Source organism: Pseudomonas baltica (assembly GCF_031880315.1).
Lineage (GTDB): Bacteria > Pseudomonadota > Gammaproteobacteria > Pseudomonadales > Pseudomonadaceae > Aquipseudomonas.
Genome location: NZ_CP134771.1, coordinates 4312501 through 4334476, shown reverse-complemented (window position 1 = coordinate 4334476; position 21976 = coordinate 4312501). Strand labels below are relative to the sequence as shown.

Sequence of the window (21976 nt, the reverse complement as noted above, 5' to 3'; positions counted from 1 at the left end):
CTTTTGCGTAGGTTTGCGGTGTGCCGAGTACTGCGCCTGACGTGACACAGATCACCGGGGATAGCGCCAATCTTGAAGTAACCGCCTTTTAGCAAGCGATGTATCGCTGTCGCTTTGCTTAAAACCCTGCGCACTCGCACCACTGCCAATAAAGCACGCTATTTCACACATCATGCAAAGGCATTAGGTAGCATCATGACCTTGATTAAATACTCCGCGGGGATTCTCGGACTCTTGGTAGTTCAGAATGGTATGGCAGCAGGTTTCGTTGATGACAGTCATGCGACTTTATTGGCGCGCAACTTTTACAGTAACTCCGATAACCGCGATGGGGCCGCAGCGCCTAATTACACTCAAGAGTGGGGCCAGGGCTTCGTCCTCAACTTTACTTCCGGTTTCACCCAAGGGCCGGTCGGCTTTGGCGTGGATGCCGTAGGCATGTTGGGTATCAAGCTGGATTCCGGTAAAGGCGTGCATTACAACCCCACCGGTAGCTCGCGCAACGGCAACATCTTCCCCACCGACGGGGATGGTCGCGCGGTAGACGAATTCGCCAGTGTCGGCGCGACGCTGAAGGCGCTGGTGTCGAAAACCGAGTTCCGTTACGGCACCTTGCAACCCAACCTGCCGATCCTGGTGGCCAGTGACCGCCTGGTGTTCCAGACCTTCAACGGCGTTCAAGTGCAGTCTCGGGAAATCGACAATCTGACCCTGACCGCCGGGCGTATCGACAAGGTCAAAGAGCGCGGTTCGACCGACGAAGAAGGCTTGTCGATCGCCGGTTCCAACGCCAAGCTCGACCCGACCAATCCGGGTATCAACACCACTACCAGCACCTACTCTCACGAATTCTGGTATGGCGGCGGCACTTATAAAGCCACACCTAACCTGACGCTGCAGTATTACTACGCCAACCTGACCAACTTCTATAAACAGCACTTTGTTGGCGCGTTGTATGGTATCAACTTGGGCCCGGGTCGCCTGACCTCGGACTTCCGTCATTGGGACAACAGTTCCGATGGCAAGAACGGCCATGACTCCGATTACTTCAGCACCGGCTATTACGGCAACGGCGTGACCCGCGGCAAGGTCGACAGCCGTTTGACCAGCGGTTTGTTCACTTACACCCTGGGTGCCCACGCGGTGTCCGCCGGTTATCAGCAAGTCAACGGCAGCAGCGATGCGGTGTGGCTCAACGAAGGCGCCGGGACCACCAGCTACTTCATGACCGAAACCATGTCCGGAAAATTCCAGCGTGCTGGCGAACGTGCCTGGCAACTGCGCTATGTCTATGACTTCGCCGGGCTGGGTTATCCGGGTTGGACGATCAAAACCGTTTACACCAATGGCGACCACATCAAGACCGCCGGCGCCGATGGCAAGGAATGGACCCGCGATACCACCCTCGCCTACACCGTGCAGTCAGGGCCGGCCAAGGGCCTGAGCACCGCATTGCGCCAAGGGGTGTTCCGCACCGACATGCAGCGTGACACCGATGAATATCGCGTGATCATCGACTATCCGATCTCGCTGTTCTGATCCCCACCCCTGTAGCGAAGGGGCTGGCCCCCGATTGCTGTGCGTCAGTCAGCAAGCAATCGGGGCAAGCACCCTCGCTACAGATTTCGGTCAACGTTGATAGGCTTTGACGATCGCCGAAAAATCCAGCCCGCCATCACCGCGCAGGCTCATCGCCTGATACAGCTGCTGCGCCACCGCGCCCAGCACCACCGGCTGGCGCGCCTGCTTGGCCGCCTCGGTCGCCAGGCCCAGGTCCTTGAGCATCAGCTCCGCCCCGAACCCGCCGCTGTAGCCACGTGACGCTGGCGCCGTCTCGACAATGCCCGGCCACGGGTTGTAGGTGTCCGAACTCCAGCAACGCCCCGTCGAACTGTTGATGATCCCCGCCAGCACGCCGGTATCGATCCCCAGCGCATCGCCCAGCGCCATGGCCTCGGCCACGCCGATCATGGAAATCCCCAGCAGCAGGTTGTTGCAGATCTTGGCGATCTGCCCGGTGCCCACTTCGCCGCAATGGACGATGTTGCGGCCCATCTGCTCCAGCACCGGCCTGAGCGTCGCGAACAACGCCGGGGTGGCGCCGACCATGAAGGTCAAGGTCCCGGCCTGAGCACCGCCGGTGCCTCCGGAGACGGGTGCATCGCCCAGGTCGATTCCCTGCTTGGCGGCGGCGGCGCTGATCTCACGCGCCGTCTGCGGATCGATGGTGCTGCAATCCACGGCGGGCGTACCGGCGCGAATCCCGGCCAGCACGCCGTCTTCATTGAGATAGACGCTGCGCACATGAGCAGCCGCCGGCAGCATGGTGATCACCAGATCACCCTGGGCGGCCGCGTCGCGCGGTGACAGGGCAATCTGCCCGCCGAGTTCGGCCAGCTCCGCGAGCACTGTGGTATTGAGGTCGAACAGATGCAGCTCGTGACCGGCCTTGAGCAGGTTGCGCGCCATCGGCGCGCCCATGTTGCCCAGCCCTACGAATGCAATACGCATGGCATGAACTCCTAACGCAGGTTGATGGTGGTGTTGACGCCGTCATTGACGCTGTCATCGTCGAACCACCGGGCAGTGACCGTCTTGGTCTGGGTGTAGAACTGCACCACCTGCTTGCCGTACGGGCCGAGGTCCCCAAGCTTGGAGCCACGCGAACCGGTGAAGCTGAAGAACGGCACCGGCACCGGGATCGGGATGTTGATGCCCACCTGGCCGACGTCGATTTCGCTCTGGAACTTGCGCGCCGCCGCGCCGCTTTGGGTGAACAGGCCCGTGCCGTTGCCGAAGGGGTTGCGGTTGACCAACGCGATGGCCTCGTCGAAGGTATCGACGGTGAGCACCACCAGCACCGGGCCGAAGATTTCTTCGGTGTAGATGCGCATGTCGGTGGTCACCCCGGAAAACAGCGTCGGGCCGACGAAGTTGCCTTCTTCATAACCTGGCACCACCACGTCGCGGCCGTCCAGCTCGAGGGTTGCGCCCTGCTCCACGCCACTGGCGATCAGGCTCAGTACGCGTTCCTTGGCGCGCTTGGAAATCACCGGGCCCACGTCGGTGCCCGCCTCGCTGCCGGCATTGACCTTGAGTTTCTGCGCCAGCGCCTTGAGTTCGGGGATCCATTCCTTGGTGGACCCCACCAGCACCGCTACCGAGGTCGCCATGCAGCGCTGGCCCGCCGCACCGAACGCTGCGCCAGCCAGGGCGTTGAGGGTTTGCGCACGATTGGCGTCGGGCAACACCACGGCGTGGTTCTTGGCGCCCATCATCGACTGCACGCGCTTGCCGTGACGACCGGCCAGGTCGTACACGTGGGTGCCTACCGCCGTGGAACCGACGAAAGACACCGCCTTGATATCCGGGTGGGTGCAGATGGCATCCACCACTTCCTTACCGCCATGCACCACGTTGAGCACACCCGGTGGCACCCCGGCTTCCAGCGCCAGCTCCACCAGCATTAGGGTCGACAGCGGGTCCTGCTCGGACGGCTTGAGCACGAAGGTGTTGCCGCAGACGATGGCCATCGGGAACATCCACAGCGGGATCATCGCCGGGAAGTTGAACGGGGTGATGCCCGCGCACACACCGATCGGCTGGCGCAGCGTGTAGGTGTCGACGCCACCGGCGACATTCTCGGCGAATTCGCCCATCTGCAGGGTGCCGATGGAGCAGGCATGCTCGACCACTTCGAGGCCGCGGAAGATATCGCCCTCGGCATCGGCGACGGTCTTGCCTTGTTCGGCGCTAAGGGTCAGGGCAATGCGCTTGGAGTGCTCACGCACCAGCGCCTGCAGCTTGAGCATGATGCGCATGCGCGCGCCCAGCGGCGTGTGCCGCCAGGTCTTGAAGGCTTCATGGGCGGCGGCCACGGCGGCATTCACTTCGTCGGGGGTGGCGAAGGGCACGTGGGCGAGGACTTGCTGGGTAGCGGGGTTGACGATATCGCGCCATTCGCTGGTCTGCGATTCGACCCACTGGCCGTTGATCAGCAGCTTGGCGGACTGCACGGCAGTCTGGCCGGGTGTGAGGGAAGCATTCATTGAAATCTCCGACTTGTTTTTATTGTGCGGATGTCTGATCGAGCTCAGATGGCCGATCAGGAAGACGAGCCATCAACCTTTGGTATGGCTTGGAAAATGGGGTCGTACAGGAGTATAGATGTGCAAACTTCCAATAAAAATGCAGAATAAAGCCGGTCCAACATGCAAAAAAACATCACCTCGTTAAACGCGCTGAACTGGGACGACCTCAAGTTTTTCCTGGAGGTGGCACGCACGCGCAAGGCCAGCAATGCCGCTAAACGTCTGGGCGTGGATTACACCACCGTGTCGCGGCGCATCTCCTCGCTGGAAACTGCACTCGGCACCTTGCTGTTCGAAAAGTCGCGTACCAACGGCTTCGTGCTCACTGCCGAGGGCCAGCGCCTGCTCAGCTATGCCGAGACCATCGAGAGCACGCTGCACATGGCCTGCGAGCAGGTCTCCGGCTCCGGCGTGGCATTGTCCGGGCATATCCGCATGGGCTGCACCGAGGGCTTCGGCAGTTTTTTCATCACCCCACAGTTGAGCCATTTCGTCGATGCCTACCCTGCGATTTCCGTCGACATCCTGCCGCTGCCGCACTTCATCAGCCTGTCCAAGCGCGAGGCCGATATCGTCATCGCCCTGGAGCGCCCCGAGCATGGGCCCTATGTATGCTGCAAACTGACCGACTACACACTGCGGTTGTATGCCACCCAGGATTACCTGGATGCCCACGGACCGATCCGGCAACCGAGCGACCTCAATAGCCATCCGTTCGTCAGTTATGTGGATGATCTGGCCTTCAGTTCCGAGCTCCTGTACCTGGCCAACTTGTTGCCCGGCGCCAGCGCCAATCTGCGCAGTACCAGCGTGATAGCGCAGTATGTGGCGGCATTGCAGGGGCGGTCGCTGGCGATATTGCCGTGTTTTCTGGCGGCGCAGGATCCACGGATGATTGCAGTGCTGCCGGAGGAGGTGGAGATTACTCGGCAATTCTGGATGTACTGTCGAGAGGACCTGCGCAAGCTCAAGCGGATTACCCTGTTGTGGGACTACATCCGCGAGGTCACCGAGATGAACCACGCCTTCCTCATGGGCGAGCCGGCGCCGCTGAGGTTCCGGCAGCCCATCGCTGCAGAACGATAGTTCAGATTTTCCTGAACTATCGATTTCACCGCGCCTATTCTTTCCCCTCCTCTGCCCTGCCTAAGATCGCCCCATCGAGACCGCTGACACAGAGCAGCGGCTCCAGCGGTCCCCCTTTTGCTACTGCCCATGACAACGCGCACGCACGGCCTGGCCGATGCGTTGCCACGCAGTAGCCAAGAGGAGCACCGTGATGCAACTGGAGATTTTTCGTACCCTCTGGGGCTATACCGCCAGCAAGGCCCAGGCGCTTGAGGAATTGCTGGACGCAGGCTTCGACGGCATGGAAGCACGCATGCCGCTGGACGCCGCCGAACGCGCCGAATTCGCGGCCTTTTTGCGCGCCAATGCGCTGGGCTATATCGCCACTCTGTTCACTGCCTACGATGTGTTGCCCGTGCAATCGGCTCTGCCTGCCGAGCACCTGACCGATCTCGACCGCAAGCTCGGCTGGGTCGGCGAACTGGCGCCGCGCTTCGTCAACGTGCTGGCCGGCAATGATCGCTGGGGCATGGGCGAGCAAGTGGAGTTTTTCGGCGCGGCGATGGCGCTCGCGCACAAGCACGGCCAGACCTGCGTGTTCGAGACTCATCGCTCCCGTTCGCTGTACAGCCCCTGGGTGACGCTCGAACTGATTCGGCAACTGCCCGACCTGCGCTTTACCAGTGACATCAGCCACTGGATCGTCACTTGCGAGCGGCTGCTGGACGACCCCGCCGACGACCTCACGCCCTTTATCGAACGCGTTCACCATATTCAGGCCCGTGTCGGCTACGACCAGGGCCCGCAGGTGCCGCACCCCGGCGCCCCGGAATACGCCCGCGAACTGGCGTTCCATCAACAGCACTGGGAAGCCATCTGGCGCTCGCAGCAGCGCCGCGGCTTCAGCGTCAGCACCCTGACCCCGGAGTTCGGCGCCGACGGCTACCTGCATCACCTGCCCTTCACCAACGTCCCCGTCGCCGATCTGTGGTCGCTCAATCAGTGGATGGGCCGCACCGAGCGCGCGCACTTCGAACGCTTCAGTCAATCGCCGCACCTTCCAGGAGCCCACTCATGAGTGACCAGCCTGTCGCCAACTTCAAAAGCATCCCGGTGGTGAACATCGCCGGGCTGTTCAGCGTCGAACTCGAACATCGCCTGGCCGTGGCCGAGCAACTGGGCCGCGCCGCCAGCGATGTGGGCTTCCTCTACATCACCGGCCACGGCATCGCGCCGCAATTGATCGCCGGGCTGCAGCAGGCGGCCAAGGATTATTTCGCCCAGCCGTTGGACGTCAAGATGCGTCACTACATCGGCACCTCGGCCACCCACAAGGGCTTCGTGCCGGAGGGCGAAGAGGTGTATGCCAAGGGCAAGCCCGATCACAAGGAAGCCTTCGACGTCGGCTTCGAAGTACCCGCCGATGACCCGCTGGTACTGGCCAATACGCCGCTGCTGGGGCCTAACAACTGGCCGACGCTGCCGGGATTCAAGCCGTCGGTGCAGGCCTACTACGCGGCGATTTTCGCCCTGGGTCGCAAACTGTTCGGCGGCTTCGCGCTGGCACTGGGCCTGCCTGAAGATTACTTCGATGCCATGGTCACCCGCCCGCCGTCCAAACTGCGGCTGATCCACTACCCCTTCGACGCGCACGCTGAGGATGCCCCTGGGATCGGCGCCCACACCGATTACGAGTGCTTCACCATCCTGCATTCCGAGCAGCCGGGCCTGGAGGTGATGAACGACCTCGGCCAGTGGATCGACGCGCCGCCGGTGGCGGATGCCTTTGTGGTGAATATCGGCGACATGCTCGAAGTGATGACCGCCGGCACCTTTGTCGCCACCGCCCACCGGGTGCGCAAAGTCGGCGAGGAGCGCTATTCATTCCCGCTGTTCTATGCCTGCGACTTTCATACCCAGATCAAACCCCTGCCCAGCTTTGCCAAGGAAGGTCAGGAATACGAAGAAATCGCCATCGGCGAGCACATGTACGGGCAGGCGCTGCAGACCTACCAGTACCTGCGCAAGCGTGTGGAAAACGGTGAAGCGCAGTTGCCCGCCAAAGCGCGCAAGCCGTCGAGCTTCGGCCATTTGAAAAACCAGTCGCAAGCGTCCTGAAACCCCCACCTCTCCTTGGAGCACCGCCTATGTCGAACCTTCACGTTACGCGCTTGACCCTCTTGGCTGCCGGGCTGCTGGCCGCCGGCGCTGCCCTCGCTGCGCCAACCGCCACACCGGGCGAATTGAAAGTGGGGATGGAAATCACCTACCCGCCGTTCGAATCCTACGATGCCAACAAGAACGTGGTCGGCTCCGATCCCGAGCTGTCCCATGCCCTGGCCAAAGAGATGGGCGTCAAGGCCAGCTTCGTCGACACCAAGTTCCCCAACCTGATTCTGGGCCTGAACGCCGGGCACTACGACGCGATCATCTCGGGCATGTACATCACTGCCGAACGCCAGACCCAAGCGCTGACCATCCCCTACGCCAAGACCGGCGCGGCGATCATGACGCCCAAGGACAGCGACCTGAAACCGCAAAAGCCTGAAGACCTGTGCGGCCTCAAAGTCGGCCTCGAACAGGGCACGACCTGGGTGGCGGCCTTCAACAAGTTGTCGACCGAGTACTGCCTGCCGAACAACAAGGGCGCGATTACCATCAGCGAATACCCGTCCGCGCCGGAAGTCACTCAGGCGCTGCTGTCAAAGAACATCCAGGCCCAGGTCGAGATCGCCGGCGCCGCGCACATGATCGCCGATCGTACCAATGGCCGCGTGGTGGTGACTTCCCATGACCTGGTCTATCCGCAGACCCTGGGCATCTATGTGAAGAAGGGCAATGACGAGACCTACCAGGCGCTGCTCAAGGCGGTCGATGCCAGCAAGAAGGACGGCTCCTACGCGGCCATCCTGAAAAAATACGATCTGGAAGCAGCTGACTGATTGCATTTGCGCCTTGCATCCTCTGTGGGAGCGGGTTGTGTCCGCGAAGATTTTTAAGCCTGAAGGCTTCGCGCGCAGAGCCTGCTCCCACAGGTAACGCAAGGCAGCTGTGGTCTAGCGGTTTGGGTGAGGTATCTATGCAATTCGATTGGTCTTATTTTGTTTCGCTGTTTTCGATGCCGGCCTTCTGGGAGGCGACGCTGACGGTCATCGAGCTAAGCGCCCTGGCGTGGCTGATCGGCATGCTGCTGGGGTTCTTGCTGGCCTCGGCCAAGCTCTCGACCTCGGCGTGGCTGCGGGTACCGGCGTCGATTTATATCTGGTTCTTTCGCAGCATCCCGCTGTTGGTGCTGGTGGTGTTCGTCTACAACCTGCCGCAGCTGTTCCCCTCGACCGGCGGAGTACTGTCGGTGCCGTTCTATTCCGGCCTGTTGGCGCTGGTGGTGACCGAGGCCGCGTACATGGCCGAGATCCATCGCGGCGGGCTGATCTCGGTGCTCAAGGGGCAGAAGGAAGCCGGGCGCGCGCTGGGCATCGGCCTGCTCGGCCTGCAACGCTTGATCGTGATTCCCCAGGCCTTTCGGATCTCGTTGCCGACGCTGATCAACGAGTACATCACGGTGGTGAAACTGACCTCGCTGATCTCGGTGATTTCCCTGACCGAACTGCTCACCGTCGGCCAGCGCCTGTATGCGCAAAACTTTTTGGTGATGGAAACCCTGGCGGCGGTCGGCGTGTATTACGTGCTGATCGTGACCGTGTTCGGCTGGCTGTTGCAGTGCCTGGAACGGTATCTGGATTTGAGCCTGCGCAAGCCGCAGACCCTCACTGACGAGGGGATCACGCGGTTTCGCCAACAGCTCGCCCCTACAGCGCTGGCCGCGACCGCGCTTAAAACCATGGATGCCACGCCGGCGCTGCAACTGCGTACTGTGCACAAGCGCTACGGCCACCACGAGGTGCTCAAGGGCATCGACCTGAACATCGCCTCCGGCCAGGTGATCTCCATCATCGGCCCGTCCGGGTCGGGCAAGACCTCGCTGATTCGTACCATCAACGGCCTGGAGACCATCGACAAGGGCGAGATCGTGCTGTTTGGCGAGAGCTACATCCACGCCAATGACGCGCCCAACAATTCCCAGGTGCGCAAGGGCGTGCGGCAGATCGGCATGGTGTTCCAGAACTTCAATCTGTTCCCGCACCGCACCATCCTTGACAACGTTACCCTGGCGCCGCGTTATCACGGCGTGTCCAAGGCCGAAGCCGAGCAGCGAGCGTGGCGTTTGCTCGACAAGGTGGGGTTGCTGGCCCATGCGGCCAAGTATCCCCATCAGCTGTCCGGTGGCCAGCAGCAGCGCGTGGCGATTGCCCGGGCGCTGGCCATGGAGCCGCAGATCATGCTGTTCGACGAGCCGACGTCGGCGCTCGACCCGGAGTTGGTGGGCGAAGTGTTGAAGGTGATCGCCCAACTGGCGCGCGAGGGCATGACCTTGGTGATCGTGACGCACGAGATGGATTTCGCGATGTCGATTTCCGATCGCGTGCTGTTCATGGAGAACGGCAATATCCAGCTCGATGCCGCGCCGTTGGCGATCCGTACTCAGCCCGAGGGTGAACGGGTACGGCGGTTCATGGGGATCGAGGTGGAGCAGAGTCTGGCGGTGGGGTGATAGGGTGGGTCTATGGCGGCGAAGAGGCCATAAGCCCCACCCTATCATCAGGCATTACAAGCTTTCGAGCATCAACCCGCTCAAGCGTTTGACCTTGCGCTTGACTGCCGCTTCGAACACGCCCCTGCGCGGCTCGATCAGGGTGAACCAGTTTTTTGCCCGGGTAATGCCGGTGTAGATCAGCTCCTTGGTCAACACCGGATTCAGCGCATCCGGCAGGATCAGCGCGGTGTGGGCGAATTCCGAGCCCTGGGACTTGTGCACGGTCATGGCGTACACCGTCTCGACGTCATTGAGCCGGCTCGGCAACACGAAGCGCACGCCGCCTTCGCCATCGTTGCGTGCGAAGGCGACCCGCAGTACCAAATGCTGCGAGCCGGGTGCCTCGGGCAGGCGCAGGGCGATGCCGATGTCACCGTTCATCAAGCCCAGGCCATAGTCGTTGCGCGTCATCAGTACCGGCCGGCCTTCGTACCAGTGCTGATCGCTCTCGATCAAGCCTGCAGCGAACAACGCCTGGGTCGCGCGCTGGTTGAGGCGCTCCACACCCCAAGGGCCCTTGCGCACCGCACACAGCAACTGGAACTCGTCGAATGCACTCAGCACCGCTCGCGCCCACAGCGCCCACTGCGGTGCTTGCAGATCCAGCGTCGGAGCCGGGCGTTGGCTGTGGATAAGCCCGAGGTAATGGCGATAGCCCTTGGGGCCTGTCGCCGCCTGGCCGTTGAGCAGCAGTTTTTCCAGGGCCCGGTCCTGTTCGCCCTTGAGCTGCAGCGAGTAGATATCCTTGAACTCGCCCTTTTGCAGTAGCGCCCGCGCCTGCTCCGGCGCCTGGCGATTGACCTGCCGCGCCAGTTGGCCGATGCCGCTGCCTTCGCCGAAGCGCCGCGAATAACGCAGCATCACCACTTGCTGGGCCAAGGGGTGTTCGCTGGCGGTGCCCGCCAGCAGTTCGCTGCCATCCAAGCGCTCATGCCCTACCTGTTCCAGCCAGGCACGGGTCTCGGGGCTGTAGCGGCCGGCCTCGGCGTCGCGGCACAGGTCGCCCAGCACCGCCCCCGCCTCTACCGACGCCAACTGGTCCTTGTCGCCGAGCAGCACCAGCCGCGCGTGGGCTGGCAAGGCGTCGAGCAGATTGGCCATCATCTCGAGGTCGATCATCGAGGCTTCATCGACCACCAGCACATCCAGCGGCAGCAAGTTGCCGGCGTGGTGACGAAAATGCCGCGTGCCGGGGCGGCTGCCGAGCAGGCGGTGCACCGTGGTCACTTCCACGGGGATGCGTGCGCGCACGGCCGGGTCGACGTCGAGCGTGGCGACCTGGGCGCTGATCGATTCAGTCAAGCGTGCTGCTGCCTTGCCGGTCGGCGCCGCGAGGCGGATACGCAGGGGTTTGTCCGCTTGCACCGCGGGCGCCTGCAGCAACGCCAGCAGGCGCACTACGGTGGTGGTCTTGCCGGTGCCGGGGCCGCCAGTGACGATACTGAACGCGCTGCGGGTGGCCAGGGCGCAGGCAAGTTTCTGCCAGTCCACTGGCACTTCGCTTTGCGCTGGGAACAATTGCTCGAGGCGTTCGGCGAGGTCCGCTGGAGCACTGGAGGTTTGTGCCAGGCGCTGGCGCAGGGCGCGATCGATACGGCGCTCGTAACCCCAGTAGCGGCGCAGGTACAGGCGGTGGCCGGCGAGTACCAGTGGGCGTTGATTGGCGGTGGTCGAGTGGCCCGGGGTAGGCGATGCGCGCTCGACCAGCGCGCTGGCCGCCAGCGTCTCGCGCCACGCCTCCAGGCTCAGGTGTTCGAGCAATTGCGAGGGCAGCAGCAACGGCCCGGTCAGCGCATCGCCCTCGGGCGGCAGCGACAGGGCGAAGTCCGGTTCGGCCAGGGTGGCACCCAGGTCGAGGCAAACATGGCCGTGACCGAGTTGGTGGCTGGTCAGCGCCGCCGCCAATAACACCAGCGGATCGCCCTGAGGGTCGAGCTCGGCGAGGAAGGCCACAAAGGCCTTGTCCAGCGCCCGCAGCCAACCGCGCTCGACCCAGCGTTCGAGCAACGTCAGCAGATCGCCACCCGCAGTGAGCGGCTGCAAACGCGCCAGGCTCTCGGCATCCAGGGGCGTCGGTAACAGGTCATCGAACGTGCGGCTCATGCGCCGGCTCCTTGAAACAGATCGCCTTGTTGGGCGGCGGGCGGGCGCGGTGCGGCCTCACCGCGGAATTGCGCATCGAGCTGCTCGATGAGGGCCTTGTCCGGGCGGGCGAAATAGCAGCCTTGGCTCGGCGCATGCACGCCGCGCAGGAAGATGAACAGCGCGCCGCCGACATGCAGGTCGTAGTCGTAGTCCGGCAGCCGCGCCTTGAGCTGGCGGTGCAAGGCCAGCAGATAGAGCACGTATTGCAGGTCGTAGCGATGATCAAGGATCGCCTGGTCCATGGCTTCCCAGGTGTAGGCCTGTTCGTCCGGGCCGAGCCAGTTGGACTTGTAATCGACCACGTAATAGCGGCCCTGATATTCGAAGGTCAAGTCAATGAAACCCTTGAACATGCCGTTCAACAAGGCGCCCTGAGCCGGCGCGCGCAAGGCACCGTTATGGGTGTGCTCGCGAACCAGCGCGTCTAGGCGGCTGACATCGACGCGGTGACTGGCGAACCAGAACTCCATCTCGATCTGGTATTCGGTGAGGTCCTTGAGGGCGCACCCCGGTTGCCCTTCGGCCAGTGGCAAGGGCTGAGCGATCAGGGCCTGCAGCCAGTCCACCAGGGTCGTGATCCAGCCGCTCCAGTCTCGACGGTTGCAGCGCCGGGCGACGCTGTCCTGGATGGCGTCTTGATCGACCTGGCCGAAGCCTTCGGTACCGGCCCACTCCAGCAGGCCGTGGAGGAAGGTGCCGGGGTTGGGCCCGCGCGGGAAGCGATGGATATCGCCGCTGCTGGCCTGTACTTCGCGAGGTGCCAGGGGATCGAGGCGTTCATCGTCGTAGAGTTTTTGCGCCTGGGCACTGTCAGGTGCGGCGAGCGGGTCGTCGCTGATACGCAGTGCGCTGTAGGAGGCGATCCACCAGTTCTCGGCGGCCTTGCGAGTGGGCGTGAGCTCGGCACGCAAGGGGGCGTCATCGACTGGCGCGATAAAGTGCAGGTCATCGGCTTCGGGCAGGCTCGGGTAGGCGATGCTGGCGCAGCCCTGTTGCAAGTCGCGCAGCCAACTGCTGAGAGCCGTGGATTGCGCCAGCGGCTGGCCACCTCCGAGCAGATAGCCCAGCGCGGCGCGGTGCAGCACCGAGTCCTTGTGATTGCCGCGCTTGAGGTCGGCGATGCCCAGCCAGCAGGCGTATTGCGCGCGGGTCAAGGCGACGTACAGCAGGCGCAGGTCTTCAGCCAGGCGCTCGTCGTCGGCCAGGGCGATCTGCTCGGGCGTCGGGCTGAGGGTCACGTGGGCCAGGCCGTGCTCGTCGTGATAAGCCAGCGGCAGACGCTTGCCATCCACCGGTTTGGCCGAGCAGATAAAGGGCAGGAAGACCAGCGGGTATTCCAGGCCCTTGGATTTGTGGATGGTCACCACCTTGACCAGTTGCTCGTCGCTTTCGAGGCGCAGGATCTGCTCTTCGCCGGCCTGCCCGGACAGCGCCAGGTGCTCGGCCAGATGACGGATCAACGCTTGCTCGCCATCCAGTTCGCCGGCGGCCTGTTGCAGCAGCTCGCTGAGGTGCAGCAGGTTGGTCAGTACGCGCTCGCCGTCACTGCGCAGCATCAGGGTCTGCGGCAAAGCGAAGTCGTGCAGCAGGCGCCGCAGCATCGGCAGTACGCCCTGGGTGCGCCAAAGCGTACGGTATTCGCGGAACTGCATGACCCGCGCCTCCCAGGCCAGTTCGTCCTGGTTGAACTGTTCGAGTTCGGTCAGCGGCAGGTTGAGGGTGATGCAGGCCAGGGCGGCGCGCAACGGGCGCTCGGCATCCGGCTCGGCGCAGGCCTTGAGCCAGGCCAGCAGGTCGTGGGCCTCTTGGGCGGCGAACACTGAGTCCTTGTCGGACAGATACACGCTGCGCACCCCGCGCGCTGCCAGTTGCCCACGCACGGCCTGGGCTTCCTTGCCGTCGCGCACCAGGATAGCAATGTCGGCCGGGCGGATGCCGCGCAGCGCGCCGTCGGTAGCGACGAAACCGCCGCTCTGGTGCTGGCCGGCCATCAACAGGCGGACGATTTCACTGGCGCAGACGGCGGCCATTTGCGTGCGATATACCTCGCCAGAGAGCGGCGCCTCGCTTTGCAATTGCCAGAGCGTCACGGCCGGCACGGCGACGTTTTCGATCCGTAGCGTCTCTTTGCGACCTTGGGCGTCCACCGGCAGAAACGGCACCGGGTTCTGCGCGCCGTCCTTGAACAGGAAGGCTCCGCGCCCCGGCTCGCGCTGCTCGGCAGCGGCGAATACATGGTTGGCTGCCGCGACCATCTCGGCGCTGGAACGGAAGTTCTTGCCCAGCGTGTGCAACCGCCCGGTGGTGGCCTGGCGTGCGCGCAGGTAGGTGTGGATGTCGGCGCCGCGAAAGGCGTAGATCGCCTGCTTGGGATCGCCGATCAGGAACAGGCCAGTGGCCGGGTCGTTAGCCTCGATGTGGTAGATGCGCTCGAAGATGCGGTACTGCACCGGATCGGTGTCCTGGAATTCGTCGATCAGCGCCACCGGAAACTGCTCGCGAATCAGGCTCGCCAGGCGCTCGCCGGACGAGCCACCCAGGGCTGCGTCGAGGCGCAGCAGCATGTCGTCGAAACCCATTTCGGCGCGTCGGCGCTTCTCCGCTTCGAAGCGCTCGCCGATCCAATGTGCGGCATGCTGCAGCACGGCGGCATCGGGGCTGGGCAGGCCGTCGAGCTGGCTGGGCAGATCGAGCATCGCGTCGAGCGCCGGGTGGTCGGGCGGGTCGGTCTTCCAGGCTTCACTCACGCCTTCGCGCGTCAGGCGAGTGAAGCCGGTACCGATATCAAGGTGGTGTTGATCTTCGTTGGTCGCCCAAGCGGTGATCTTTTCGAACCAGGGCTCGAAGAAGCGCGCCTGGATGTATTTGCCGTGCACAGATTTGGAGGAGACGCCGGTGTGGAACAAGGCGAGGAGCTCTTGGGCCCATTGCGTCCAAGGCTGCTTGAGCGTGACCAGGGCGGCGCGGCGTTGCTGCAGGCTGGTGTCGATGATCTCCCCAGGTTCGCGGCCGTCATTGTTGGCGCTGTGGGTGCCGAACAGTGCGCGTACCCGTGGCAGCAGCGCCGCCGGGTTGTTCCAGTGCGTGCGCACCCAGGTCAGAGTGTCGCCTTCGAGGCTGTAGCAAAAGCGCCGCCAGTAATCACGCACTACTTCGCCGAGCAGTTCGCTGTGGTCGGTCTCGAGCGTCTGGGTAAACAGGCTGCCGCTGTCGAAGGCGTGCTCACGCAGCATGCGCTGGCACCAACTATGGATGGTCGAGACGGCGGCTTCGTCCATCCATTGCGCGGCGATGTCGAGCTTGTTGGCGCAGGCCGCCCAGTGCTCGGGCGGATAGTCGTCGCGCAATTGCTCGATCAGCGCATCGGGGCTGGGGATTTCGTCACGAAAGTACCGTGCGGCATCGGCCAGGCGGGTGCGGATACGGTCGCGAAGCTCCTTGGTGGCGGCATCGGTGAAGGTCACCACAAGGATTTGCGGCGGCAGCAGTTCGCGGCCGAAACCGCTGGGCTCGCCACCGTGCCCCAGCACCAGGCGCAGGTACAACGCCGAGATGGTAAAGGTTTTGCCGGTGCCGGCGCTGGCTTCGATGAGTTGGCTGCCGCGCAGGGGGAACGTCAGGGCCAGGGGGGCGGATCGAGTCATGCCTGTGCCTCCTGGGCGTCGACGGATTGCCAAGGGGCTTCGAACAGTGGGCGATACAGGGTGTCGCACCAGCCGCTGAAGGTTTCGTCAGCGAGCATGGCGGCGAAGTCGGGGAATTGCCGTGCCAGGGCAACGCTTTCGCGGCGCTCGCCATCGAAGGTGATGCCGTCGCCTTCGTAAGCTTTGCCCGCTGCCGCGTGGGCCTTGGCGGGGTCGCTTTGGCCGAGCCAGGCGAAAGCGGTCTTTACCGCGACCGGCAGTGGCGCGGACATACCGACGAGCCAGGCGCTGAGCAGGTCGCGCAAGCGTTCGGCGGCAGCGTCCTCGCTCAGTGGCTCGAGCAACAGGGTGTCATCGCTGGCGACCAGCGCCGTGGTCAATGGCAGGCCGACCGCGCAGGCGCTCAGGTGCTCGACCCAGCAGCGGATCATGCGGTGCCATTTGCGCGTGCGCGTGCCACCGATGGCATTGGCAATGGTGGTAACGCTGAGCAAGCCACCGTCGGCGCGCTGTTGCAGGCCACCGATCCAGCCTTCCAGCGTTACACCTTGATGGCTGAAGGTGATTGGCAGAGCGCTCTCCAGGGTGATCGGCCAGAGCACACGCAAATCGCGATAGCGGGCGAGCAGATCGGGCAAGGGCTCGATCAGTTCGGCTTGCAGACAGGCACCAAAACCAGCCATCGGCAGCAGGCCGCTGCCTTGCAGGCGTCGGGCCTGGGACTGCAGGGCCAGGTCGACGCTGTCGACGTTGGCCATGCCCGCGGCCAGCAGGCTTTCGCTGAGGGTGTAGCGCTGCAAGGCGTCGAGGCTGAAGGGCTCTTCGTCCGGCGACGGAGCTTGGGCCGCTTCGAAGAAGACCTTCAGACGTTGGCTGTAGAAGTGCCGGACCGGATGACGCAGAAAGTCCTGTAGTTGGGCGATGCTCAGGGCTGCGCTGGGGGTGTAGGCGCCAAGGGCAGTGGCGGTTGCGCCCGGTGGTAAGGCGTTGTGCAGTTGCTGCCATTCGCGGGCGTAGCTGAACAGCTGCTGATTGCCTTCGTGAAAGTAGCGAGCACTGAAGGGTTGCAGCGGGTGCTCGAGGGTCAAGGCGTGCAGCAAAGCGTCAGGGTCGTTTTGTTCGGACTCGGCCAGTCGCCAGCCGCTGGCGAGGTGGTCGCGCAGTTGGCCGATGAGCACCGAGGCCGGACGCTCGCTGTTGTCGCGGATGCTGCGGCCGACCCAGCTGATGTACAGCTGGTCGCGGGCGGAGAGGAGTGCTTCGAGCAACAGGTAGCGATCGTCTTCACGGCGCGAACGGTCGCCGGGGCGATAGTCGCTGCCCATCAGGTCGAAATCCAGCGGCGGCTGGGCGCGCGGGTAGTCGCCGTCGTTCATGCCCAGCAGGCACACCACCTTGAATGGAATGGCGCGCATCGGCATGAGCGTGCAGAAATTTACCGAACCGGCCAAAAAGCGCTGGGACAGGCGGCCTTCATCGAGACCGGCCAGCCAGGCTTCGCGGACCACAGTCAGGGGCAGCGCTTCTTCGAGGCTGACGCTGTCGCAGGTCTGCAGCCAGGCTTCGCGCAGGTCTTCGAGCTGCACCAGCAGGTATTCATCGTGTTCGCTGGTGGCCTGGAAGAACACTTGCAGCAGGCCATGCAGGCGCTCGCCCCATTGGCTCGGCAATGCCGGCTGCGAGAGTTGCTGGTGAGCGACGGCAAGCGCGTCGAGCAGCGCCACCAGAGGGCCGATCAGGGCCGCGTCGAGGCCGCCAATCTCGTCGTAGGGTTCGATGCCGTCGCAGCCTTCACCTGCACCGACGGCATAGCCCAGCAACATGCGCCGCAGGCCGAAGTGCCAGCTGTTCTGCTCCAGGCCGTGGGGCAGACCGAGGCCGGCGCGCTGGTGGGCGTCGAGGCCCCAGCGGATGCCGGCGCCTTCGATCCAGCGGTGCAGCGTGGGCAAGTCACGCTCTGCGATGCCGAAGCGGGCGCGCAGGGCCGGCACGTCGAGCAGGTCGAGGATCTCACTTACGGCGAAGCGGCTGTCGGGCAGTTTCAGCAAATGCTCGAGGGCGATCAGCAACGGATCGCGACCGCGCTGGCCCTGGTCGGTGAGGGTGAAGGGGATGAAGCGTTGATCGTCGCGGGGCAGTTGACCGAACACGGCGCGGATATGCGGGGCGTAGCTGTCGATGTCCGGGACCATGACGATGATGTCGCGTGGGCGCAGCGTCGGATCGGCGCTGAAGCGAGCCAGCAACTGGTCGTGCAGGATCTCGACTTCACGCTGGGCGCTGTGGGCGACATGGAAGCGTATGGACCGGTCCTGGGTGATGTCCACTGCGGGCCAAGTGCTGCGGGTTTCGGCCAGCGGGCGCAGTTCGAGGATGTCATCCTGCAACTGGTTGAGCAGTGTGTGCGTGGTCGATTCGCTGAACAGGTCGATGCGACCTTCGCGAAAGGCTGCGCGGTAGCTGTCAGGCTGGTCGTAACTGTCGAGCAGGTTGATGTAGTCGCGGCCCTGTTTGCCCCAGGCCGCTAGCAGCGGGTGGGCGTGTTGATGCATGGCGCCGGCGTCGATGCTCAGGGGTGTGCCTTGCTTGCGGCTTTGGCGACGGTATTGATGGCGCAGCAGGTCTTTGTCGGCAACGATGTCGGCCCAATGGTGGCGGCATGGGTTGTGTACGCACAGCAGTACTTGGCTGAACCGTGCCAAACCGGCGAGCGCTTCCAGCGCCTGGGCCGGCAACGAGGAAATACCGAAGACGATGACTCGCGACGGCAAGCCGGCTGGGGCTTGCTCAAGAGCGTCGATGCGTTCGATAAAGCGTTGATGCACGCCAGCGCGGCTTTGCGCCATGCCTTCGGCCCCGACGTCATGCAGCAGGGCCCGCCAAAGTTCGGCCTGCCAGCAGTTGGCAGCGGCCAAGGGCTTGGCTTCGCCGCGGACACTGCGTAATTGGTGGCGGCCGGCCGCCCAGTCTTCCAACCAATCGGCGCGGTAGACCTGGTACTGGTCAAACAGGTCAGAGAGCCGCTCGGCCAGTTGGTAGCGCTTGCGCAGGTCGGTGTCGTCGGTGAGGAAACGTTGCAGCGGTTCGAAGTGGGGTTGGTCGATAAGCTGTGGCAGCAGGCGCATCAGGCGCCAGGTGAGGGGCGCCTTGTCGAGTAGCGACGTAGCGGGGATTTCCTCTTTGCCGAGGACTTTTCGGTACAGCTGCCACATGAAACTGCCGGGCAGTTGTACTTCTATTGCCGCAGCGATACCGCAGCCGCCCAGATCGTCGTCTGCCGGGTCTTCGGCCAAGGCAAGCTTCAACCACTGGGCAATGCCGTTGCTTTGTACCAGCGCGATTTCGCTTTCCAGCGGACGCAGGGGATAGCGTCGCATCCAGCTCACCACCAGACCGCGCAGTTCATCCAGACGGTTGCCGTGGACGATCATGAAGCCAGGAGTGATGGGGGTGGCAGACGACATTCAGGCTTCCTTGGCGGTGAGCAGGGCTAAGGACGAACTTTATCATGCTGGTGCCACAGAACGGGCCGTGGGAAGGCAGCTTTGCTCCCACGGTATGCACGGCATACAACTGTGGGAGCAAGGCTTGCCCGCGAAGCTCTTGATCTTGACTTTGCCAAGCACCACAAAGACAAAACCCCCACCTGCCTTCGCAGATGGGGGTTTCGGAATTCAATCTTGACGATGACCTACTCTCACATGGGGAAACCCCACACTACCATCGGCGATGCATCGTTTCACTGCTGAGTTCGGGATGGGATCAGGTGGTTCCAATGCTCTATGGTCGTCAAGAAATTCTGTTTGCCAGCAGACCGTTTGGGCGGTCTTCCAGCGAATCGGGTATGTGATAATTTGTGGGTGTCGCTTCAGAGTCGACGAACTTTCGGTTCGTGTCATCTCCACAGTCACCGCAATCTGATGCTCTTTCGAGTCGCAAATTGCTTGGGTGTTATATGGTCAAGCCTCACGGGCAATTAGTATTGGTTAGCTCAACGCCTCACAGCGCTTACACACCCAACCTATCAACGTCGTAGTCTTCGACGGCCCTTTAGGGAACTCAAGGTTCCAGTGAGATCTCATCTTGAGGCAAGTTTCCCGCTTAGATGCTTTCAGCGGTTATCTTTCCCGAACATAGCTACCCGGCAATGCCACTGGCGTGACAACCGGAACACCAGAGGTTCGTCCACTCCGGTCCTCTCGTACTAGGAGCAGCCCCTCTCAAATCTCAAACGTCCACGGCAGATAGGGACCGAACTGTCTCACGACGTTCTAAACCCAGCTCGCGTACCACTTTAAATGGCGAACAGCCATACCCTTGGGACCGGCTTCAGCCCCAGGATGTGATGAGCCGACATCGAGGTGCCAAACACCGCCGTCGATATGAACTCTTGGGCGGTATCAGCCTGTTATCCCCGGAGTACCTTTTATCCGTTGAGCGATGGCCCTTCCATACAGAACCACCGGATCACTAAGACCTACTTTCGTACCTGCTCGACGTGTCTGTCTCGCAGTCAAGCGCGCTTTTGCCTTTATACTCTACGACCGATTTCCGACCGGTCTGAGCGCACCTTCGTACTCCTCCGTTACTCTTTAGGAGGAGACCGCCCCAGTCAAACTACCCACCATACACTGTCCTCGATCCGGATAACGGACCTGAGTTAGAACCTCAAAGTTGCCAGGGTGGTATTTCAAGGTTGGCTCCACAAGAACTGGCGTCCTCGCTTCAAAGCCTCCCACCTATCCTACACAAGCAAATTCAAAGTCCAGTGCAAAGCTATAGTAAAGGTTCACGGGGTCTTTCCGTCTAGCCGCGGATACACTGCATCTTCACAGCGATTTCAATTTCACTGAGTCTCGGGTGGAGACAGCGCCGCCATCGTTACGCCATTCGTGCAGGTCGGAACTTACCCGACAAGGAATTTCGCTACCTTAGGACCGTTATAGTTACGGCCGCCGTTTACCGGGGCTTCGATCAAGAGCTTCGCGTGAGCTAACCCCATCAATTAACCTTCCGGCACCGGGCAGGCGTCACACCCTATACGTCCACTTTCGTGTTTGCAGAGTGCTGTGTTTTTAATAAACAGTCGCAGCGGCCTGGTATCTTCGACCGGCATGAGCTTACGGAGCAAGTCCTTCACCCTCACCGGCGCACCTTCTCCCGAAGTTACGGTGCCATTTTGCCTAGTTCCTTCACCCGAGTTCTCTCAAGCGCCTTGGTATTCTCTACCCAACCACCTGTGTCGGTTTGGGGTACGGTTCCTGGTTACCTGAAGCTTAGAAGCTTTTCTTGGAAGCATGGCATCAACCACTTCGCGCTCTAATGAGCACTCGTCATCAGCTCTCGGCCTTAAGATCCCGGATTTACCTAAGATCTCAGCCTACCACCTTAAACTTGGACAACCAACGCCAAGCTGGCCTAGCCTTCTCCGTCCCTCCATCGCAGTAACCAGAAGTACAGGAATATTAACCTGTTTTCCATCGACTACGCTTTTCAGCCTCGCCTTAGGGACCGACTAACCCTGCGTCGATTAACGTTGCGCAGGAAACCTTGGTCTTTCGGCGTGGGTGTTTTTCACACCCATTGTCGTTACTCATGTCAGCATTCGCACTTCTGATACCTCCAGCAAGCTTCTCAACTCACCTTCACAGGCTTACAGAACGCTCCTCTACCGCATCACCAGAAGGTGATACCCGTAGCTTCGGTACCTGGTTTGAGCCCCGTTACATCTTCCGCGCAGGCCGACTCGACTAGTGAGCTATTACGCTTTCTTTAAAGGGTGGCTGCTTCTAAGCCAACCTCCTAGCTGTCTAAGCCTTCCCACATCGTTTCCCACTTAACCAGGATTTTGGGACCTTAGCTGACGGTCTGGGTTGTTTCCCTTTTCACGACGGACGTTAGCACCCGCCGTGTGTCTCCCATGCTCGGCACTTGTAGGTATTCGGAGTTTGCATCGGTTTGGTAAGTCGGGATGACCCCCTAGCCGAAACAGTGCTCTACCCCCTACAGTGATACATGAGGCGCTACCTAAATAGCTTTCGAGGAGAACCAGCTATCTCCGAGCTTGATTAGCCTTTCACTCCGATCCACAGGTCATCCGCTAACTTTTCAACGGTAGTCGGTTCGGTCCTCCAGTTAGTGTTACCCAACCTTCAACCTGCCCATGGATAGATCGCCCGGTTTCGGGTCTATTCCCAGCGACTAAACGCGCTATTAACACTCGCTTTCGCTACGCCTCCCCTATTCGGTTAAGCTCGCCACTGAAAATAAGTCGCTGACCCATTATACAAAAGGTACGCAGTCACAGAACAAGTCTGCTCCCACTGCTTGTACGCATACGGTTTCAGGATCTATTTCACTCCCCTCTCCGGGGT

11 protein-coding genes and 2 rRNA genes (1 of these 13 cut by a window edge) are annotated in these 21976 nt (G+C 62.2%); 6 read left to right on the top strand and 7 right to left on the bottom strand.

The features are described 5' to 3' along the window. The first annotated feature begins 195 nt into the window (after positions 1-195). The gene (locus REH34_RS19300) at positions 196-1539 is read left to right on the top strand and encodes an OprD family porin (RefSeq protein ID WP_409373152.1); all 1344 of its coding nucleotides are present in this window, start codon (positions 196-198) and stop codon (positions 1537-1539) included. Between the two features lie 90 nt (positions 1540-1629). Here REH34_RS19300 and mmsB read toward each other — a convergent pair whose 3' ends face one another. Together mmsB and REH34_RS19290 are read right to left on the bottom strand one after the other, a co-directional pair. Then, positions 1630-2511 carry a 3-hydroxyisobutyrate dehydrogenase gene (mmsB, locus tag REH34_RS19295; RefSeq protein WP_311968830.1) on the bottom strand — a complete coding sequence of 294 codons (882 nt, stop codon included), beginning with the start codon at positions 2509-2511 and terminating at the stop codon, positions 1630-1632. Positions 2512-2522: 11 nt separating this feature from the next. Beyond that, positions 2523-4049: a CoA-acylating methylmalonate-semialdehyde dehydrogenase gene (locus REH34_RS19290; protein WP_311968829.1), complete on the bottom strand. Its 1527-nt coding sequence runs from the start codon at positions 4047-4049 to the stop codon at positions 2523-2525. A gap of 162 nt (positions 4050-4211) precedes the next feature. On the opposite strand from REH34_RS19290, the gene REH34_RS19285 reads away from it, so the two are divergent. The 5 genes from REH34_RS19285 to REH34_RS19265 all read left to right on the top strand — a co-directional run bounded on the left by REH34_RS19285 (position 4212) and on the right by REH34_RS19265 (position 9771). Then, a complete protein-coding gene (locus REH34_RS19285) occupies positions 4212-5177 on the top strand; it encodes a LysR family transcriptional regulator (RefSeq protein WP_311968828.1) in 966 nt (321 codons plus the stop codon). Between the two features lie 193 nt (positions 5178-5370). Then, positions 5371-6237 (top strand): sugar phosphate isomerase/epimerase, encoded by an 867-nt coding sequence (locus REH34_RS19280; RefSeq protein WP_226507168.1) that lies wholly within the window; start codon positions 5371-5373, stop codon positions 6235-6237. Beyond that, entirely contained in the window at positions 6234-7277 is a 1044-nt protein-coding gene (locus REH34_RS19275; protein ID WP_226507169.1) for an isopenicillin N synthase family oxygenase, read from the top strand. Before REH34_RS19280 ends, REH34_RS19275 begins: the two co-directional genes overlap by 4 nt. Before the next feature lie 29 nt (positions 7278-7306). After that, complete coding sequence (locus REH34_RS19270; protein ID WP_311968827.1) at positions 7307-8101, top strand: ABC transporter substrate-binding protein; 795 nt, start codon at positions 7307-7309, stop codon at positions 8099-8101. 137 nt (positions 8102-8238) lie between these two features. Then, on the top strand, positions 8239-9771 hold the full coding sequence (locus REH34_RS19265; RefSeq protein WP_311968825.1) for an amino acid ABC transporter permease/ATP-binding protein: 1533 nt from the start codon (positions 8239-8241) through the stop codon (positions 9769-9771). 54 nt (positions 9772-9825) lie between these two features. On the opposite strand, the gene recD is transcribed toward REH34_RS19265, so the two are convergent. The 5 genes from recD to REH34_RS19240 all read right to left on the bottom strand — a co-directional run. Continuing rightward, on the bottom strand, positions 9826-11916 hold the full coding sequence (gene recD / locus REH34_RS19260; protein ID WP_311968824.1) for an exodeoxyribonuclease V subunit alpha: 2091 nt from the start codon (positions 11914-11916) through the stop codon (positions 9826-9828). Continuing rightward, positions 11913-15602 (bottom strand): exodeoxyribonuclease V subunit beta, encoded by a 3690-nt coding sequence (gene recB, locus REH34_RS19255; RefSeq protein WP_311968823.1) that lies wholly within the window; start codon positions 15600-15602, stop codon positions 11913-11915. The genes recD and recB overlap by 4 nt, the downstream gene beginning before the upstream one ends. Next, positions 15599-19066: an exodeoxyribonuclease V subunit gamma gene (recC, locus tag REH34_RS19250; protein WP_311968822.1), complete on the bottom strand. Its 3468-nt coding sequence runs from the start codon at positions 19064-19066 to the stop codon at positions 15599-15601. The genes recB and recC overlap by 4 nt, the downstream gene beginning before the upstream one ends. 214 nt (positions 19067-19280) lie before the next feature. Beyond that, positions 19281-19396 (bottom strand): 5S ribosomal RNA (rrf, locus tag REH34_RS19245). 161 nt (positions 19397-19557) lie between these two features. After that, positions 19558-21976: ribosomal RNA gene (locus REH34_RS19240) — 23S ribosomal RNA — on the bottom strand (it continues 473 nt past the right edge of the window).

Coding starts and splice junctions, on each gene's coding strand:
- recC (WP_311968822.1), bottom strand. CDS start 19,066: ATGTCGTCTGCCACCCCCATCACTCCTGGCTTCATGATCGTCCACGGC.
- REH34_RS19290 (WP_311968829.1), bottom strand. CDS start 4,049: ATGAATGCTTCCCTCACACCCGGCCAGACTGCCGTGCAGTCCGCCAAG.
- recD (WP_311968824.1), bottom strand. CDS start 11,916: ATGAGCCGCACGTTCGATGACCTGTTACCGACGCCCCTGGATGCCGAG.
- REH34_RS19275 (WP_226507169.1), top strand. CDS start 6,234: ATGAGTGACCAGCCTGTCGCCAACTTCAAAAGCATCCCGGTGGTGAAC.
- recB (WP_311968823.1), bottom strand. CDS start 15,602: ATGACTCGATCCGCCCCCCTGGCCCTGACGTTCCCCCTGCGCGGCAGC.
- REH34_RS19270 (WP_311968827.1), top strand. CDS start 7,307: ATGTCGAACCTTCACGTTACGCGCTTGACCCTCTTGGCTGCCGGGCTG.
- REH34_RS19285 (WP_311968828.1), top strand. CDS start 4,212: ATGCAAAAAAACATCACCTCGTTAAACGCGCTGAACTGGGACGACCTC.
- REH34_RS19300 (WP_409373152.1), top strand. CDS start 196: ATGACCTTGATTAAATACTCCGCGGGGATTCTCGGACTCTTGGTAGTT.
- mmsB (WP_311968830.1), bottom strand. CDS start 2,511: ATGCGTATTGCATTCGTAGGGCTGGGCAACATGGGCGCGCCGATGGCG.
- REH34_RS19265 (WP_311968825.1), top strand. CDS start 8,239: ATGCAATTCGATTGGTCTTATTTTGTTTCGCTGTTTTCGATGCCGGCC.
- REH34_RS19280 (WP_226507168.1), top strand. CDS start 5,371: ATGCAACTGGAGATTTTTCGTACCCTCTGGGGCTATACCGCCAGCAAG.